Source organism: Saprospiraceae bacterium, from assembly GCA_016716185.1.
In the GTDB taxonomy this organism is placed as follows: Bacteria; Bacteroidota; Bacteroidia; order Chitinophagales; family Saprospiraceae; genus Vicinibacter.
In genome coordinates, this window is the sequence record JADJWV010000002.1 from 450,582 (window position 1) to 470,000 (window position 19,419).

Below are 19,419 nucleotides of genomic sequence, written 5' to 3' on the forward strand. Positions count from 1 at the left end.
TTTAAGCAGAATGCAATTCTTTCCTGATTTTATTTAAGGCAGAACCCTCGCGAACCCAGTTGATCTGTTGTTCGTTGTATGTATGCATCACTTCAAAAGCATCTGTTGTACCATCTGCATGACGAAGAATTAAATTTAATGGAGAACCGGGTTTCATTTCATCGAATCCCTGTATATCAATCCAATCATCTTGTCTGATTTTCTCATAATCTGCAGGATTTATAAAAGTCAAAGCCAGCATTCCCTGCTTTTTTAGATTCGTTTCATGGATACGTGCAAAGGATTTCACGACGACGGCTTTTACACCCAGAAAGCGGGGTTCCATCGCCGCATGTTCGCGGGAAGAACCTTCGCCATAATTTTCTTCGCCAAACACCACTGTAGAAATTCCGTTGGCTTTGTAAAGTCTTGCTGAATCGGGTACAGGCATATAAGCTGAATTTACAAAGTTCAGAACTTTGTTGGCCTCATCGTTGTATGCGTTGATGGCGCCGATCAAACAATTGTTGGAAATATTTTCGAGGTGACCCCTGAACTCCAGCCAGGGCCCGGCCATAGAAATATGATCGGTGGTGCATTTTCCTTTGGCTTTGATCAATACGCGCATGTTTTTCAGATCCGTATCTTGTATGGGTGTAAAGGGTGCAAGCAATTGCAATCTACTGCTGGCAGGATTGATGATGACTTCTGTCGCCTGACCATTTGCAGCCGGAGCTTCATAACCGGCGTCTCTGACATCAAATCCCATTGGGGGCAATTCCACTCCGGTAGGTGGATCCAATTGGACTTGCTCACCGTTCTCGTTGGTCAGGGTATCGGTGATGGGATTGAAGCATAGGTCACCTGCGATGGCCAATGCAGTCACAATTTCAGGAGAGGCCACAAATGCATGCGTGCTCAATAATCCGTCGTTTCTTTTTGAAAAATTTCTATTGAACGAAGTAATGATTGAATTTTTTCTGGTGGGATCATCTATATGGCGTTTCCATTGTCCGATGCAAGGTCCGCAGGCATTCGCGAGCACCACACCTCCCATATTCTCAAAATCAGCGAGAAATCCATCCCGCTCTACAGTATATCGTATTTGCTCTGAACCCGGAGTTACGGTAAATTCAGATTTGGCTTTGAGCTGTTTTTCTACAGCTTGCTTTGCGAGGGAAGCTGCCCGGGAAAGGTCTTCATACGAAGAATTGGTACAGGATCCGATGAGGCCGACTTCTAATTTTTGTGGATAGTTGTTTTCTCTGACAGCCTGAGCAAATTTAGATAGCGGCCATGCCAGGTCCGGGGTATAGGGTCCGTTGATGTGGGGTTCGAGTGTGGAGAGGTCGATTTCGATAAGCTGGTCGAAATATTTTTCAGGCTCCTGATAGCATTCAAAATCACCGGTTAGATCCGGAGCAATGGCATCGCAAAGATCGGCAACGGTTGCCCTCCCTGTTGACTTCAGGTAACGACTCATAGATGCATCGTAACCAAAAGTAGAAGTCGTAGCACCGATTTCTGCACCCATATTGCATATGGTTCCTTTTCCTGTGCAGGAAAGGGATTCTGCACCCTCGCCAAAATATTCCACGATGGAACCGGTACCCCCTTTAACGGTCAGGATTCCCGCAACTTTCAAAATCACATCTTTGGCTGAGGTCCAGCCCGATAACTTCCCGGTAAGTTTGACTCCAATGATTTTTGGCATTTTGAGTTCCCAGGCCATACCGGTCATGACATCAACCGCATCAGCCCCTCCGACCCCAATGGCGATCATTCCCAGTCCGCCTGCATTGGGCGTATGCGAATCGGTCCCTATCATCATACCTCCAGGAAAAGCATAGTTCTCGAGTACGATCTGGTGAATGATACCAGCACCTGGTTTCCAAAAACCAATACCATATTTATTTGAAATGGATTTGAGAAATTCAAAAACTTCTGCATTGTCTTTCAATGAAGCATTTAAGTCTTGTTGAGCCCCATTTTCAGCAAGGATCAGGTGATCGCAATGGACTGTTGTTGGGACTGCAGTTTTTTCTTTGCCACAAGTCATGAATTGCAAAAGAGCCATTTGCGCTGTGGCATCCTGCATCGCCACGCGGTCCGGAGCAAAGAATACGTAATCTTTAGCTTTCTGATAATCGCGAAGCGGGGAGTCGCTGTGCAAATGGGTAAACAATATTTTTTCGGTGAGTGTGAGCGGCCTTCCCAGACTTTTTCTTACTTGTGCTACGCGTTGCGAAAAACTGCTGTAATGCTTTTGCAGCATATCCAAATCGAAAGGCAGAGTACTCATGGTAAAAGGTATTTTAGAATTTTGAAATTTGCCGCAATGATAGCGGATTCCGCTTTAAGAACAAAGCAATAAAGACTATGTTCCCGGGAATTCTATAAGGTTTCTTTGTGTTTTGTTTATAATTTGTGAACGCCGGTTTGCGTTAAGAGAATAACTTCGCTGTATGATTCTGCGGTTCGCACTATTTTTGGGGCTACTGACTTTTTTTTCCTGTTCCAAACAGGAAACCGGCGATTTTAAGCTGGAATACCGGATGCGCATCGAACTGGATGCTGCAGCCAATCCTCTCCTTACACACGTTTATCAGCAAAGATTGCCCTCTGCATGGGTATCTTTTTTACTGGCCAACAATCTGGACAACGAAGATATCCGTTTGATCCGGCCCCGGGAGGTATTTATAAGTCCCGTATTGGATCCGGAAATCAGTTATAAGTTGTTCGCCGAAGCGCATGTAAGTTTGTTCGATCCATCCGATCCCCTGAATAAACTTTACATCGGAGATATTTACGATAATATCGAAGATCGCGAAGAGCTCTTCCTGCTTCCCGGCCTTGCCGATGTCAAAGAGCTGATCATGTTACCTGAATTTGTATTGCAATTGGAAATGAATTTGCGCAGCGTACCCGGACGGGTTTCTGAACATTTTGTAGTGGTGCAGTTTGATGTGTTTTTGAAATGAGCTTGAAGCCGAATGCAGACTGATAAAAGAGTAATAATTTATAACTCATGAATGAAGTAGAGGCTAACGTTTGTTAGGAATTTGCTTGCAATCAAGTTCAACTTTGTAATTATTTGAGAAAGTGTGTTTAACTTTCGGCTTTCCGCTTTAAGCTATTAGATCTTCCCCATTCCCCGAATTTTTCTTAAGTTTGAGTCTAATTTATTGAAAATGAGAAATACAATTTGCAGCATCCTGTTTGCCTTCATTTCATTGAGCACCTCGTTTTCCCAAAGCAATCAGTCGGTATATGCCGAACTTTTGGGGAATGGTTTGATCTTTAGTTTCAATTACGATACCCGTTTTAGCGATAAGCCTACAGGTTTAGGAGGTAGGTTCGGATTAGGCTTCATTGGTAAAGGGGATGAGGGGGCACTCTTAATACCTATGCAATTGAATTGGCTGTTGGGAAAGGATGGAAAATATTTTGAAATCGGATTAGGAACTACTTATGTTGGCGGTACTCAGGAGTTTTTCGAAGAGGATATTGATCATTTTGTAGGGACCTTAACCTTTGGTTACAGAAGACAACCTCTTGACGGCGGATTCATGTGGAAAGCTGCAATTACACCCATTTTAGCGGATGGCTTTTTCTGGCCATATTACGTTGGATTTGGCTTGGGCTATTCCTTTTAACTGGATGATTGAAACTTATTCATCTGGAACGAAAATGTTTTAGGTTGATCACTTCTTGTTCGGTCAGTGGCCGATAATGCCCTCTGGGCAGATTTTTTTTAGTAAGTCCTGCAAATAAAACGCGATCGAGTTTTTCGACTTCATAACCCAGTTTTTCGAAAATACGACGCACAATGCGGTTTTTTCCACTGTGGATTTGGATCCCTATTTCATCTTTTTTTTCCTGGACGTAATCCAGGCTGTCTACTTCGGCAATTCCATCTTCAAGCATAACTCCCTGAACGATGGCTTCAAAATCTCTTTTCGTGAGGGCTTTATTTAATTTGGCGTGATACAGTTTTTTTATTTTGTAGGAGGGGTGTGAAAGTTTTTGCGCAAGATCGCCGTCGTTGGTGAGTATCAGCAGACCGGTTGTATTTCGGTCGAGGCGGCCTACCGGATAGACGCGTTCTTGAATTTCTGATTTGATCAGATCGTAAACCGTTCTTCTTCCACGTTCGTCGTCGAGCGTTGTGATCACATTTTTGGGTTTATTCAGCAGCAGGTAAATTTTTGTACGTTCTCTTTTGAGAAGTTTGCCCTGATATTTCACCTTGTCCTGAGCCTGAACCAGGTAGGCTGGATTTTCTTCGACTTTATCGTTGACCAGGATTTGACCGCTTTTCACCAGAGCTGCGGCATCCCGTCTGGAACATATCCCGCAATGGGCGATGTATTTATTCAGCCGAAAATCAGAAGATGTATCTTTTTCCTTAGGAGTGAAATTCTTTTTAGAATGGCGTAGGTTCTTCATCGTTCATTGCAGATTGTTTGATGATCACATTCGGTGTTGAAGAAGACATATGGCTGAATGGATCAAAAGGATTGTCGGCCGGAACAAATTTAGCATACTTATCGATGAAGCGGAGATTTACTGTACCTGTGGCACCGTTACGGTGTTTTGCAATAATGAGTTCGGTACTCCCTTTGGGCATATCGTAATTGGTCTCGAGATCGTAGTAATCCGGACGGTAAATAAACAATACCATGTCGGCATCCTGTTCGATCGCTCCCGATTCGCGGAGGTTGGAGAGCTGCGGACGTTTGTTTTCTTTCGTTTGGGTTTCAGCGGCACGATTCAACTGCGACAAGGCAATGACAGGGATGTTGATTTCTTTGGCCAGACTTTTCAAAGCACGAGAGATGGTTGAAATTTCCTGTTCACGGCTGCCTTTTTTATCCGCACCGCCAATGGTCATCAATTGCAGGTAATCGATGATGACCAGTCCGATTTTATATTGCTGGTGCAACCTGCGGCATTTCGCCCGCAACTCGAAAACGTTGAGCGAGGGCGTGTCGTCGATGTATATGGGCGCTTCGCCCAATTTGGTAATCGAATGGTTAAGTTTGGTCCAATCGTCTTCATCCAGTTTACCGTTTCGCATTTTACCCCCTTCAATTTCTGACTCCATAGAAAGCAGACGGTTGACCAATTCGAGATTGTTCATTTCTAGGGAGAACAAAGCGACTGGGACATTAAAATCCATGGCAGCATTTCGACCCATCGCCAGGGTGAATGCTGTTTTCCCCATACCGGGACGTGCGGCGACAATGATGAGGTTTGAGCGTTGCCAGCCGGAAGTAATTTTATCGAGTTCGGGAAAGCCACTGGCTACCCCTGAAATTCCCGATTCGTGGTGGATCATCGTTTCGAGCCGGTGTTTGGCAAGACGAATAAGGGAACCTACGGACTCATATCCCCTGCGCAGATATTTATCAGTGATGTCGTACAGCCCTTGCTCGGCTGCATCCAAAAGGTCAAATACGTCTTTGCTGTCTTCGAAAGAATCCTGGATGATCCCGGTTGAAATCCGAATGAGTTCCCGTTGAACGAATTTCTGTGCGACAATTCGCGCATGGTATTCCAGATTGGCTGAAGAAGCAACTTTATTGGCCAGTTCGAGGATGAAGGAGAGTCCGCCGACTTCTTCGAGTTGGTTGCTTTTGTGCAGGATCTCTCGGACGGTAAGGGTATCTATAGGTTGGCTCGACTGAAAGAGCTTGACCATGGCCTGGTAAATCTTTTGGTGGGCCGGTTTGTAAAAACTTTCTGGCTGCAGGATATCCAATACGATAGATATGGCATCCTTGTCGAGCATGATGGCGCCAAGCACGGTTTCTTCGAGCTCAATGGCTTGCGGTTGAATGCGTTCGTAGGCCAGAGGACTGTTTTCCTGGTTTTTATAGCGCAGTCCGCCCTGGCTTATTTTTAATGCGTCTTTTAGGGATTCGGCCATTTATAACTTAATTTGAGTTGCGATGAATAGATGCTGCAAAGATTAGAATTCATCAAATAATAAAAAAGTTCAATATGAGAGATGGAATGTTCATAAACAATAAAATATATGTTAAAAAATTGTTGAAAACTTCCGGCGAACAAGTTATGGACAAAAGTACATATTAAAAATTAGTTTAATATGAAAATTCTTTTGAACCTAAAGGTTTGCCGGTCAAAATTTTAGCACCAGGATGGAAAATGGCGAATGGAAGCGAACCGACCTAGATTTTCAATTATTAGAGTCAGAAATCTGTGAACCGGCGATTTTCTGCCGGGATATATGTGAAAAAATAATTATAAATAATTTTTATAATGTGTCTTTGGGAATGGATGAGGGAGTCCCGACATAGAGTTGATGAAAAAGAAATACATCACCATTATGTCGGGAGGAGCAAAGAGTATGGAGTATTGAGAATAGAGAATCAAAATCCAACCCCGTAGGGGTGAAATGTCAATAGAGCTAAGAGATTGAGGGAAAGGCTCAAAGCTGAAAGCTCAAAGCAAAAAGATTAAAGTGCTCAGTTCAGAGAGTTGAGTAAAGAAATTATAACGATAATTCTAAAGGTCTAAATGCCCAAAAGCCCAAAAGTCAAATAGTCAAAAATCATCAAGGCCTTTTTCCTATACCCTCCAGTTTCTTTTGAACGGATTCCAACGTTTTGGTTTGAGTTTCAATCTGGACCTTCGTACCTTCCTGGTCTTTGTTATTTTGGCTGATCTGTTCTTCTCTTTTTTTAATTTTAGCTTTAGCCTCTTCTATATCTTTATGGTAGGACGCGTTATCGCTTACCAGGTCTTTTAATTTTTTATTGAGTTTTTTGAGTGCGTCTTCTTCTTTTTCAAGTTGTTCGCGAGTCCAGGCGCGCTGGGTTTCAAAAGAAAACTCCTGGACGAATTCTTTTGCCTTTGAATACAGATCCGGATGTTCTTTGGAGTTGAGGAATGCCGTTTTCAGATCAAAAAACATCGTGGCTCGGTAATCGCCGATCTGAACGTAAAGATCGAGTGGGGAACCATTGTTCAGCGTTGTTAAATTGGCAGCCATGATGAAATGCTCACCGGCTTTTTTATTCTTTTTAAGTTTGCCTGCATTCTTGAGGTATTTTTTCAGGACGTCTTCGATAAAATCTTCCCTGGCTTCCGGGATTTGTACCGTCAATCCGTTTTGGACGCCGAGACTCATGGATTGTTTGGATTCTTCAACCTGGGCTATAATCGTTTGATGATTAAAAGCAACTATCAAAACCAATTTTAGTATGAACGGATTTTTCATATGAGATTTTATTGTTTAGAATATTTAATGGATATAAAGCTACCAATTAATTTTCAATTTTCGATTGTACACTAACAAAAATCCAAACAATTTATAAGCTGTTTGCGATAAACAAGTATCATATTATTTCTTTACCAATTCTTTATGATCTTTTAAAGCAAGCTCGTACAAAAATTCGGGTGAAAAATCGGCTCCATTTGGCCAGCAAATGGTCCATGTATCTAAGGAGAATTTTTTAAAATATTCAATATCATGAAGTGGTTCAAATACGGGTCCGTAGATTTCATTTTTAAGATCCACAACACCAACGGTCCCATCTGTAAATTTTAAACGGATCCTGAATTCTTCAAGGTGTTCTGCTTTTATGACTCTTATCGTATTCATAAATCTCTGTTTAAAGGTTCTATTTTGTTTAACTCCATTCGGTTTTGTGCAAGTTTCCAGGTTTCGACGAGTTCTGATTTATGCAAATCTAACCAATTGAAAATTAAATGAACCTGCTTTCTGGGCATCTCACCTCTGATCGTCCCATCCTCAATATCTATTATTGCAGTATAATTTTAGTATTCAACATGAAAATGGGGAGGGTTGTGCTCATTGTAATACATTTTTATAATGATTCCAAAAAATCTCGATATTTCAGGCATCACAAGTACTTAATTCGGGAGAAAATTTACAAAAGGAAAACAATAATTAACAGGTTTGGTTCTGCAAGTGTTATGAAACAAACCTGTATTTGAGGATACAATAGATAGCTCTGAATCCATCTTTCCAGTTAATTTTTTTTCCTTCGGCATAGGTTCTGCCATAATAGGAAATACCTACTTCGAAGATCCGCAGACCTTTGATTCTTGATATTTTTGCGGTGACCTCCGGCTCAAAACCAAAACGACGCTCTACCAGATCCAGCGACTGAATGACCTCCGATTTGAAAAGTTTATAACAGGTTTCCATATCGGTCAGGTTCAGATTGGTAAACACATTTGATAAAAAGGTCAGAAATTTATTGCCGATGGAGTGCCAGAAAAATAATATTCGATGGGGTTTGCCTCCGATAAAACGCGAACCAAAAACGACATCGGCTTTATTTTCCAGTATGGGTTGCAGCAATAGGGGATATTCTCGCGGATCGTATTCGAGGTCTGCATCCTGGATCAGAATGAGGTCTCCGGTTGCTTCTTTGATGCCCGTATGGAGGGCAGCCCCTTTTCCTTTGTTGACGTCGTGTTTGCGATACAGGTAATTCCGTTCAGGATGCGAAGCCATATATTCCATCAGCCGCTCTTCGGTTTTGTCCTTCGAACAATCGTTGATCAGCAGAACTTCGAGTTGCAGCGATCCGGGCAATGTAACTTCTGCAATGGCATCGAGGATGTGGTGGATGGTCCTTTCTTCGTTATACACGGGAATGACGACGGACAGTTTGCGATAGGACTTGGCTGGATTCATTGAGGCAAAAATAGGGGAAATGAATTATATTTATAGAGGACAAATATTCTATACATTTGATATCTGATATAATGGAACGATTGTGACATCTTAACCGGGAATTAGATATGAAAAACAATACTATTTGTATTCTATTGATAATGGTATCCTGCACAAAAGATATGCCTGTTGTTTTAGACTGTAAGCGAGAGAATTATTTTACAAGATTTGTAAGAAATATATATGATGTAAATACTTTGTCTAAATACTACCAAGTCGATGTAATTAGATTACGTTACGACAGGACATTTTCACATTTGGTGGGGAAAGATTGTTTTCCGAACAGGCCTGATATAAGATGTGTAGGTGGTGATTTTTATATTTACAATCTTGTGCAGGATACCATTGAATTTTATATGAGGTATACAAAATCAAACGGCTTGAGTAATGTTGAATATCATCGAATAGGTCCCAGAGATTCATTAGTGATTATAGATGATCCACTTATTTGTCATAAGAATTCACCAGGTTTTCAATTTTACTACAAATGATTGTTTTTAATAGTTTATTGTGGCATTAATCATGGATTGTGTAAATAATAAATTTATTATCCTAATTGTTTTCTTCTCCTGTTCAGAAGATATGCCTAGTGAATATGATTGTAAGCGGGAGAATTATTTTACAAGATTTGTGAGAACCATCTATGATGCTGATACCAGCTCAAAATATTTCATGATTGATGTGATTAAATTACGTTATGACAGAACTTTTTCACATTTGGTGGGGAAAGATTGTTTTCCAAACAGACCGGATATAAGATGTGTAGGTGGTGATTTTTATATTTACAATCTAGTGCAGGATACCATTGAATTTTATATGAGGTATACAAAATCAAACGGCTTGAGTAATGTTGAATATCATCGAATAGGTCCCAGAGATTCATTAGTGATTATAGATGATCCACTTATTTGTCAAAAAAACTCGCCGGGTTTTTCGTTTTATTATAAATAACTGTTGGCCTTTTACCTTTTAAGTACATTGAAAGTATCGGCTCAGATTAATTCTATTTCTTTATAAAATTATCTCTTAAAGGTAATTTCATAATTGTCCAAATTATCATTTGCAGTAAAAGTCAAATTGTCAATGTTCACTGCAAAATAAGTGGTTCCATTTTTCACCAGGAAATAATCCCCTTTTGCCAGGACTTTTGTATCGATTGAACCTTGATCATTGTAACCTGTTTCGAATAAATAGATGATGTCTTCCAGATAGTCGATTTCAGAAAAATTTAAACCTGCCTGAGGATTTTTAATGATGGATCCCTGCAGAGGTGTGAATTTCTTAACCCATTGAAAATTAGATTGAGGATTTACGACTCCAAAATCCCGGATATGGGCATTGGGATCATTGCCTGAAACAACTTTTGCATTAAATAAATCCAGTCCGCCATGTCTGTTGCCGGAATAATTATAAACGATCAGGCCCGTACCTCTTACGGTGGCAGGTGTTGCGGTAAAAATGACCGAAAGACTGCTTACAATGAGACTGTCCTTATCATCGGCCAGGGTAAATTCATACACGATCGTATCGGGTTCGGTGGACGTGTTAAACTCATAAGTATTTACGATTCCGTCTTTATCTGTCCCCAACAACAAAGCCGGATTCGCTGGAGCACCACTTCCGTTTACAGCAAAAGATAAGGGGGGCATCAGAACTCCATCCACTTTAACCTGAATGTATTTTAAGGGTTCACTGCCCTTTACTGCCGTAAGGTTTATTTTTACAGGAGTATAAATGGGCACTGAAACATCGCTGCTTATGAGACCAGTTCCGCTTGCAAAGTTGATGCCCGGGTTGACATGAACCGGATCGTCTTCGCTGCAGGAAACAATAGAAAAAATCACACCAATGGTAAGTAAATACTGAACACAGGAATTAAGTTTCATAATATTTTGATTTTTAAGGTAAGTGGAAGTTAAATGGGTTCAATGGGCTTGCAAATTAAATAAAAAACCGCTGCATTTCAAAGAAAATTTTTTTGAAAATGTCTGTGAGAATTCTCTGGCAATCGCTTCGGAATTTTAGCCTTCCATACAAGAGAATGTTTTATTTTTCAAATACAAAGGCATGTAAGTCATCCGAAATCCTTGATGAATCTCAAATTTGTCTGATTAAAAGGGATTTAAACGACTTAGGAGCTTCTTAGTTCGCGACGTAAAATCTTCCCCACATTTGTTTTCGGAAGCGTATCCCTGAATTCATAAAACTTCGGAAGCTTATAACCGGTGAGATTTTCTTTGCAATAAATTTTTAATTCGGATTCCGACAGGTTGGATTCGCGTTTAACGACAAACGCTTTGACCGCTTCGCCGCAGCGCTCATCGGGAATTCCAATAACAGCCACTTCGAGGACTTTGGGATGTCGCGCGATCACTTCTTCAATTTCATTGGGGTAGACGTTGAATCCAGACACATTGATCATGTCTTTCTTGCGATCGACCACGAAGAAAAATCCATCGGCATCCATATAACCAATATCACCTGTGTACAACCATCCGTCTTTAACGGTTTTATCCGTCTCATCCTGGCGCTTGAAATATCCCATCATGATCTGAGGACCTTTCACGATGATCTCTCCTGCTTCGCCGGGCCCGCAGATCCTTCCCGATTCATCGACAATCCTGACATCTGTTGAAGGTACAGGTAATCCGACGCTGCCGTTTTTTCCTTTGCCATCGATGGGATTCAGGCTGACTACAGGGGATGCTTCCGTCAATCCATATCCTTCGGTGAGGTAACAGCCCGTTATGGCTTTCCATTTGTCGGCAACGCTCGACTGCAATGCCATACCTCCTGCAACTGTAACCTTAAGAGCTTTGAAATCGGATTTTAAAAATTCAGCATGATGCAGCATAGCGTTGTATAGGGTATTCACCCCGGTCATCAGACTGATCGGAGCAGACTGGAATGCTTTTACAACGGAATCGATATCCCTTGGATTGATGACAAGAACGGTGTTGGCTCCTATGGAAAGCATGGCCATGATGTTGACCGCAAATGCGAAAATATGGTACATGGGAAGAGGTGATAAGGTTGTCTCTTCCCTTTCTTTCAGATAATAACAAATGACCGCTTTGATTTGCTCGATATTGGCCAATACATTGGCATGGCTCAACATCGCCGCTTTACTGATTCCCGTCGTTCCACCCGTATATTGCAACATCACCAGATCGTTGGCTTGGGTTTGAACGCTGCGCAAAGCCTGATGAGAGCCTTGCCTGATGGCCGTAGTAAAACTCACCGTGTTGGCCAGATTAAATTTGGGGACCATTCTTTTGAAGTAGCGGATCGTGAAATCGACAAGAGCGCCTTTAAAAGTTCCAAGCATCTCTCCTATACTGGTTAATATCAAGACCTCAATTTTTGTTTTGCCAAGAACTTTTTCGAGATTGTGGGCAAAATTTTCGGCCAGCACGATGGCCTTCACCTCGGAGTCTGCCAATATAAATTCGAGTTCGCGTGGTGTATACAGCGGATTGACATTAACAATGATCAAACCCGCTCTCAAAGCCCCAATAATAGCAATCGGATATTGCAACAGATTCGGCATCATCAGAGCAATCCGGTCACCCGGTTTTAGCCCGCGGTATTGAAGATAAGCTGCAAAAGCTGCCGATTGATGGTTCAACTGGCTGTAGGTCATGGATTTCCCCATCAGGGTAAAAGCTTTCAGGGGAGCAAACTTTTCGAGATTTACATCGACGAAATCTTTCAGCGAAGTAAAAACCTCCGTATTCACATTTGCCGGGATCCCAGCAGGATAATTCTTCAACCAGGGCCTTGATTCCATAGTCCGAAATTTGGGTGAAAATAGGGAAAATAGTTGGCAGTCTCCAGTCCCCCGGTTGGCAGTTCCTGCATTTGTTCGTTGGCGGTTTTTAGTTTGTTTGTTGACAGTCGGAAAATGGCGGATGCTGCTTTGCTAAACCCGAAACTGTAAACTTTAAATTTTAAACTGGGGACTGCAAACTGGAAACTGCCAACTAAAAAAAACTGCTTGTTCCCAAAAAACATCTAAATTTGCGCCGCAAAAATTATTTCTTAACCTTTAAAATATGCCAAAATGTTGGATGAAAAAAATTTAAACCCCGATGAAATCAAAGACGAGGACATCGAATCGAGTACCCCGATTCAGGAAGAAAAAGAAGATCTCATTGAAGAAATCGTCGACCTGGAAGTCCTGGTAAACCCCGATGAAATCGTGGGCGCCCACGACGAATTCGATTGGTCCATCGGTTCAAGGAATTCCCTGAATTATACAGACGATCAGCGTAAATCCTATACAAAAGATTACAATTCGACTTTTAACTCGATCATGGATGGCCAGGTACTTATGGGCCGTGTTGCCGGGGTGACCGGAAACAGCGTGATATTGGACATCAATTACAAGTCAGATGGATTGATTGCCAAAACGGAATTCAGGGATATGGAAGTCAAAACCGGAGACCTGATTGAAGTTTATGTAGAAAAAACAGAAGACGAAAAAGGACATTTGGTTCTTTCCCGGAAGAAAGCCAAACTCCTCAGAGCATGGGAAAATCTGGTAGATTCCTATAAAAACGGAACCGTCATTAAAGGTACGGTGATCAGCAAAACCAAAGGAGGTTTGATAGTCGATTGCAACGGATTGGAAACCTTCCTTCCGGGATCCCAGATCGATATCAAGCCGATTACTGATTACGACTCCTATGTAGGTAAACTGATGGAATTTAAAGTGGTTAAGATCAACGAGACCATTAAAAATGCCGTGGTTTCGCACAAGGCGCTCATTGAAGGCGATCTTCAGGAGCAGCGGGAGCAGATCATCTCTACCCTTGAAAAAGGACAGGTTCTGGAAGGTACCGTTAAAAATATCACCGATTTCGGAGCGTTTCTGGATCTGGGAGGAGTCGACGGTTTACTTTACATCACGGATATTTCCTGGGGAAGGATCAACCACCCGATGGAAGTCTTGGAGAAAAATCAAAAAGTCAACGTGGTCGTACTGGATTTCGACGAGAACAAAAGGCGTATTTCTTTGGGCTTGAAGCAATTGCAACCTCATCCATGGGATGTTATGTCTCAGGACATCATCGAAGGATCTACAGTGAAAGGAAAAATTGTCAACATCGAAGATTATGGAGCATTTTTGGAAATTCAGGCAGGTGTGGAAGGTTTGATACACGTTTCAGAGGTGAATTGGAATAGTCAGCCGGTGCATGCGAAGGATTTCTTCTTTTTGGGACAGGAACTCGAAGCAAAGGTTGTGACTGTGGATCGCGAAGAGCGCAAAATGTCGCTTTCCCTGAAACAACTTACGGAAGATCCATGGACCAAGATTTACGAGAAATTCCCTCAGGGTTCCAGACATATCGGTGTGGTCAAAAATCTCACCCCTTATGGTGTTTTCGTAGAACTTACGGAGGGGATTGGAGGAATGGTACACATTTCTGATCTTTCCTGGACGAAGAGGTACAATCATCCTTCTGAATATACCAAAGTGGGCAACAATCTGGACATCCTGATTCTGGAGATCGATGCTGAAAACAGGAAATTATCGCTTGGACACAAGCAACTGGAAGAAAACCCATGGGATACATTTGAAAACGTTTTCCCGGTAGGTTCATACCACGAAGCCACAGTAATTCGCAAGGACGACCGGGGTTACACTGTTCAATTGCCTTATGGATTGGAAGCCTACGCACCTGTCAAACACATGAAGAAGGAAGACAATTCACAGGCAGCCATCGACGAGCACCTGACCGTAAAAGTGATTGAATTTAACAGAGACGATAAGAAAATCATGGTTTCTCATGCCAGATATCTCGAGGATATTAAAAAGACGGCAGATGAGAATGTCAAAAAGGATAGCAAAGAAGGCGATGCTCCAAAAGTTAGAAAAGCACCGGAGAAGCCACAGTCTAAAATTGAAATTTCAACTTTAGGAGAATTGGAGGGATTTGCGTCACTTAAAGAACAATTCCGCGACGCCCAATCTAAACCGCAACCCGTAGCTGAGGTTCCTGCTGTGGAGGAAAAAGTGGAAGAAACAACCAGTGCTCCAGCTGCTGATTTACCTGTGGAGGCAGAAGTGACAGCAGAGCCGGAAGAATCCGTTGAGGCTGTAAAACCTGCTAAGAAGGCAAAAGCAACCAAAGGAGATGACCTGAAAATCATTGAAGGCATCGGACCGAAAATTGCTGAACTGCTCGCTGCAGATGGAATTGACAGTTTCCAATCTTTGGCCAATGCCAGTATTGAACAACTCCAGGCAGTACTTGAGAAAGGAGGTTCGCGTTACAAGATGCACGATCCGGGGACCTGGGCTCAGCAAGCTGGTTTAGCAGCGGCAGAAGACTGGGATGCCTTAAAAGCACTTCAGGAAAGCCTTAAAGGAGGAAAAGCTGAATAAAAATTAAACATTCTGTTTTTATAAAAGGGATCTGAACAAATTCAGATCCCTTTTTTGTTTAAATATTTAATACCAAAACTTAAACAAAATCGAGAAAATTTGGTTTTTTCCGTATGTCATCAAAAAAATCTGTGGCAGTTATTGGGGCTGGCATCAGCGGATTGGCTTCAGCCATTGAATTAGCTCATGGAGCTTATAACGTAACTGTATTTGAGAAAAACGAAAGTTTTGGAGGTCGCGGCCGCCAAATTGAAAAAGACGGATTTTTGTTTGACATGGGTCCCAGTTGGTATTGGATGCCCGATATTTTCGAAAATTTTTTTAACGATTATGGTAAAACCGTTTCAGACTATTACGAACTCGAACGGTTGGATCCATCGTTCAGGATTTTCCATAGAAATGGAACACTGGATGTTCCGGCAGGAGTTGAATCCTGCATGGAGGTATTTGAAAAAAGGGAAACCGGTAGTGGAACCTTTTTACGAAAATTTCTGGAAGAGGCGAAGTATAAATACGAAACCGGAATGCGCGAATTTGTTCGCAAGCCGAGTTTAAAATGGTCTGAATACTTTGATCTCAAGCTACTCAAATCTTTGTTCCGCTTGCAAATGTTTCAATCGTTGCAGTCCGTTGTATATAAAAATATTCAGGATGAAGTTTTGCGCCAATGGTTGTGTTTTCCTGTTTTATTTTTAGGTGCAAAACCATCCAAAACACCCGCATTATACAGCCTGATGAATTACGCTGAAATGGTTTTGGGTACCTGGTATCCGAAAGGAGGAATGATCCGGTTGTTTGAAGCCATGTATAAGCTTGCTTGTGAGAAGGGAGTGCGTTTCGAGTTCCAGGCAAACGTTCAGAAACTGGTATGTCATGATGACTCCGTTGAGCGTATTTTGGTCAATGGACGGGAACAAAGTTTTGATGCAGTGATTGCAGCAGCTGATTACCAGCATGTAGACGAACAGTTGTTAGGACAGCAATACAGGCAATACCCCGAGGGATATTGGCAAAGTCGCGTGATGGCGCCATCTTCGATGTTATTTTATTTAGGATTAAATTCAAAAATAGATGGCCTTTTGCATCATAATTTATTTTTTGATACCGATTTTGATCGGCATGCAGAAACCATTTACGACAATCCTGCGTGGCCAGAAGACCCTTTGTTTTACGTATGTGTTCCTTCCATCACCGACCCCGAAGTGGCACCGGAGGGAAAAGAGAATCTGTTTATTTTAATACCCTTGGCTGCCGGTATCAGCGATCATCCCGAAGAACGCAAGAAATTATTTAATAAAGTGATGCAACGATTGGAAGAACATACCGGAGTAAAGATCAGAGATCAAATCCAGGTGAGTTTGGAAATGGGACCCTCCGATTTTGTGCAGCAATACAACAGTTATAAGGGCAATGCCTACGGCCTGGCAAACACCTTGATGCAGACCGCCGTACTGAAGCCCAGACTCAGACATCGCCGGTTAAAAAATTTATTTTTTGCAGGACAATTGACACATCCCGGACCGGGATTACCTCCATCGCTGATTTCAGGACAAATCAGTGCCAAATTGCTAAAAAAAGAAATGCCTCTATGAGTACTGTGTACACTTACCGGAATTATAGTTTTTCGGCGAGCAGACTGCTGACGAGAACATACAGCACTTCATTTTCCCTGGGAATCCGATTTCTCAAAAAGGAACTTAGGAATGCGATCTACGGCATTTACGGATTTGTCCGTGTTGCTGATGAAATTGTGGACACTTTCGGAGAATGCGACAAAAGATCCGTCTTGCAAAAATTTAAGCAAGACACCTATTTATCTATACAATGCGGGATGAGTACAAATCCGGTGTTGCAAGCATTTCAGGAAACGGTAAACCGATATGGCATCGACCGGGATTTGATCGAGGCCTTTTTTACGAGCATGGAAATGGATTTAGATAAGAAGATTTATAGCCGTGAAGAATTGGATACTTATATCTATGGATCTGCAGAAGTTGTGGGGCTCATGTGTTTGTATGTGTTTGTAGAAGGAAATGAAACGGAATATCAAAAATTAAAACAACCGGCAAGAGCCTTGGGTTCTGCATTTCAGAAGATCAATTTCTTAAGAGACCTCAAGAGTGATTATGAAGAACGGGGACGTATTTATTTTCCATCCATACAAATTCATGACTTCAGCGACGCTGATAAACTGCGCATTGTTTCTGAGATCGAAGAAGAATTGAAATGGAGTGCGCTTGGAATCAGACAATTGCCTTGCAGCGTGCGGTTTGGTGTATATCTTGCACAGCAATATTTTTATGCCTTGCTACAGACCATAAAGCAGGCAGGAGCTTCGGAGATCATTTCAAAAAGATTCAGGGTATCAAATTTCAGAAAATTTCTACTCCTGGTAAAACATGGTTTCAAATACAAAATGGGAATGATTTAAAGTTTTGATTTGTGAATTTACCGAATCTGAAAATAGCGATTGCATTTGTATTGGGATTTCTGATATTTGGGATTCCCCTGATTGTTTTTGATATCGAGAAATCAGATTTCATTCGCGAACCCGGATTTATACTGCATTTAAATTTTCTGGAGGGTCAGGGACTGTATTGGATGCATCATCTGGCTGCGGGAGTGCCCGTCTTTTTTTTTGGAGTCGTATTGAATTTTTATAAATATCGCCAGGCTTTTATTAGGGATTATTTGAAGCCCATGTTTTTTGTATCGTTGATTTTTCTGAGCTGGGATGTGATCTTTAACCATTTAGGAGTTTGGGGTTTTAATGAAAGCTATTATTTGGGACCGAAATGGCTGGGATTGCCGGTGGAAGAATGGTTATGGTTTTGGGTAATCCCGTTTTGCAGTTTATTTATATATGAAATAGTAAAAGGAAGGGTTGTTTTGCCAGCAAAAATGGATATGGGATTAAGCTGGATGATCCTTGCCATTATTTTGGTTTTCTATTTTTTTAATCTCGAAAGGATTTACACTGCCTGGAGTCTTGGAGCAAGCTTGTTTGTGGTTTTGGTTTCGATCATATGGCCAAGACAAGGATTTGCAGTATTTGTGCTCAGTTTTTTATTAAATCTGATACCGATGTATTTGTTTAATGGAATGCTTACGGGATTATTGACCACAGGAGCACTGGTGATGTACAACCCGATGGAATTTTCGAATTTGCGATTGGGCAGCTTTCCAATGGAAGATTTGGGCTTTGGATTTGCTTATTTGTATGGAATTGTCTTGTTGAGTAAGTATATAAAGGATTGATAATCAGGTCAATATAAAGAACAAAAACAATATTTGTTATTTTTTTGCAAAACCATTTTGCCAATACGTACCAAGGCTATAACTTTGCAGTCCTTTATAAGGAAAAGTATATTGGATTGTCTTTAAAAAAGGGGCCGAAAGGGCACTTTTTGAACGAGATCAAAAGTTCATTGACAGGCTAGGGAGAGATAGGAATTGAGAGGTAAGGTGATTGAAATAAAAGGAAACTTTTCGTCAAATTTTTTTTGATAACAGAGACATGGATAAACTTTTTCAACTGTAAATAAGTAGGATAATTTTATTATCCGAACATATAAGATACAGTACTATGGAGAGTTTGATCCTGGCTCAGGATGAACGCTAGCGGGAGGCTTAATACATGCAAGTTGAGCGGTAAGTTATTTATAGCAATATAGGTGACCTAGAGCGGCGCACGGGTGAGTAACGCGTACATAACCTACCCTGTACAGGGGGATAGCCTTGGGAAACTGAGATTAATACCCCATGGTATTATTGTTCCGCATGGGACGATAATTAAAGATGAGTCGGTACGGGATGGATGTGCGTCTGATTAGCCAGTTGGTGAGGTAACGGCTCACCAAAGCGATGATCAGTAGGGGGCGTGAGAGCGTGGACCCCCACACGGGTACTGAGACACGGACCCGACTCCTACGGGAGGCAGCAGTAAGGAATATTGGTCAATGGAGGAAACTCTGAACCAGCCATCCCGCGTGAAGGATGAAGGGGCTCTGCCTTGTAAACTTCTTTTGTCTGGGACGAAAAAGCCCCGTTTACGGGGAACTGACGGTACCAGAAGAATAAGCACCGGCTAACTCCGTGCCAGCAGCCGCGGTAATACGGAGGGTGCAAGCGTTATCCAGAATCACTGGGTTTAAAGGGTGCGTAGGCGGCTTTGTAAGTCAGTGGTGAAAGGCTGTGGCTTAACCATGGAATGGCCATTGATACTGCAGAGCTTGAATGAGGTTGAGGTTAGCGGAATGTGACATGTAGCGGTGAAATGCTTAGATATGTCATGGAACACCAATTGCGAAGGCAG

At 41.9% G+C, this 19,419-nt stretch carries 15 protein-coding genes, 1 rRNA gene and 1 pseudogene (1 of these 17 cut by a window edge); 8 read left to right on the forward strand and 9 right to left on the reverse strand.

Going from position 1 to position 19,419, the window contains the following annotated elements; all coding sequences use genetic code 11:
* Position 1: 1 nt before the first annotated feature.
* Positions 2-2,272 (reverse strand): aconitate hydratase, encoded by a 2,271-nt coding sequence (locus IPM34_03655; GenBank protein ID MBK8954639.1) that lies wholly within the window; start codon positions 2,270-2,272, stop codon positions 2-4.
* 172 nt (positions 2,273-2,444) lie between these two features.
* Between IPM34_03655 and IPM34_03660 the strand changes: the two genes are divergently transcribed.
* Complete coding sequence (locus IPM34_03660) at positions 2,445-2,960, forward strand: hypothetical protein (GenBank protein ID MBK8954640.1); 516 nt, start codon at positions 2,445-2,447, stop codon at positions 2,958-2,960.
* Positions 2,961-3,170: 210 nt separating this feature from the next.
* Entirely contained in the window at positions 3,171-3,635 is a 465-nt protein-coding gene (locus IPM34_03665; protein ID MBK8954641.1) for a hypothetical protein, read from the forward strand.
* 19 nt (positions 3,636-3,654) lie between these two features.
* On the opposite strand, the gene IPM34_03670 is transcribed toward IPM34_03665, so the two are convergent.
* From IPM34_03670 to IPM34_03695, 6 genes and pseudogenes are all read right to left on the reverse strand, one after another.
* Entirely contained in the window at positions 3,655-4,428 is a 774-nt protein-coding gene (locus tag IPM34_03670; protein MBK8954642.1) for an rRNA pseudouridine synthase, read from the reverse strand.
* Positions 4,406-5,911, reverse strand: coding sequence for a replicative DNA helicase (gene dnaB, locus IPM34_03675; GenBank protein ID MBK8954643.1), 1,506 nt, complete (start codon positions 5,909-5,911; stop codon positions 4,406-4,408). Before dnaB ends, IPM34_03670 begins: the two co-directional genes overlap by 23 nt.
* A gap of 648 nt (positions 5,912-6,559) precedes the next feature.
* The gene (locus IPM34_03680) at positions 6,560-7,225 is read right to left on the reverse strand and encodes a hypothetical protein (protein ID MBK8954644.1); all 666 of its coding nucleotides are present in this window, start codon (positions 7,223-7,225) and stop codon (positions 6,560-6,562) included.
* Positions 7,226-7,348: 123 nt separating this feature from the next.
* Positions 7,349-7,609 (reverse strand): DUF2442 domain-containing protein, encoded by a 261-nt coding sequence (locus IPM34_03685; GenBank protein MBK8954645.1) that lies wholly within the window; start codon positions 7,607-7,609, stop codon positions 7,349-7,351.
* Positions 7,606-7,872: pseudogene (locus IPM34_03690) on the reverse strand (DUF4160 domain-containing protein). The gene IPM34_03685 and the pseudogene IPM34_03690 overlap by 4 nt, the downstream one beginning before the upstream one ends.
* Positions 7,873-7,942: 70 nt before the next feature.
* The gene (locus IPM34_03695; protein ID MBK8954646.1) at positions 7,943-8,674 is read right to left on the reverse strand and encodes a glycosyltransferase family 2 protein; all 732 of its coding nucleotides are present in this window, start codon (positions 8,672-8,674) and stop codon (positions 7,943-7,945) included.
* A 549-nt stretch (positions 8,675-9,223) separates the two neighbouring features.
* On the opposite strand from IPM34_03695, the gene IPM34_03700 reads away from it, so the two are divergent.
* Entirely contained in the window at positions 9,224-9,664 is a 441-nt protein-coding gene (locus tag IPM34_03700; protein ID MBK8954647.1) for a hypothetical protein, read from the forward strand.
* A 68-nt stretch (positions 9,665-9,732) separates the two neighbouring features.
* Here IPM34_03700 and IPM34_03705 read toward each other — a convergent pair whose 3' ends face one another.
* Both IPM34_03705 and IPM34_03710 read right to left on the reverse strand, forming a co-directional pair.
* Positions 9,733-10,599: a hypothetical protein gene (locus IPM34_03705; protein MBK8954648.1), complete on the reverse strand. Its 867-nt coding sequence runs from the start codon at positions 10,597-10,599 to the stop codon at positions 9,733-9,735.
* A 245-nt stretch (positions 10,600-10,844) separates the two neighbouring features.
* Positions 10,845-12,503 carry an AMP-binding protein gene (locus tag IPM34_03710; protein ID MBK8954649.1) on the reverse strand — a complete coding sequence of 553 codons (1,659 nt, stop codon included), beginning with the start codon at positions 12,501-12,503 and terminating at the stop codon, positions 10,845-10,847.
* Between the two features lie 273 nt (positions 12,504-12,776).
* On the opposite strand from IPM34_03710, the gene rpsA reads away from it, so the two are divergent.
* The 5 genes from rpsA to IPM34_03735 form a co-directional block, all read left to right on the forward strand.
* Entirely contained in the window at positions 12,777-15,104 is a 2,328-nt protein-coding gene (gene rpsA / locus IPM34_03715; GenBank protein MBK8954650.1) for a 30S ribosomal protein S1, read from the forward strand.
* Between the two features lie 113 nt (positions 15,105-15,217).
* Positions 15,218-16,696, forward strand: coding sequence for a phytoene desaturase (crtI, locus tag IPM34_03720; protein ID MBK8954651.1), 1,479 nt, complete (start codon positions 15,218-15,220; stop codon positions 16,694-16,696).
* Positions 16,693-17,535, forward strand: a complete 843-nt coding sequence (locus tag IPM34_03725; protein MBK8954652.1) for a phytoene/squalene synthase family protein — start codon at positions 16,693-16,695, stop codon at positions 17,533-17,535. Before crtI ends, IPM34_03725 begins: the two co-directional genes overlap by 4 nt.
* Before the next feature lie 11 nt (positions 17,536-17,546).
* On the forward strand, positions 17,547-18,362 hold the full coding sequence (locus tag IPM34_03730; protein ID MBK8954653.1) for a lycopene cyclase domain-containing protein: 816 nt from the start codon (positions 17,547-17,549) through the stop codon (positions 18,360-18,362).
* 325 nt (positions 18,363-18,687) lie between these two features.
* Positions 18,688-19,419, forward strand: a 16S ribosomal RNA gene (locus IPM34_03735) (it continues 808 nt past the right edge of the window).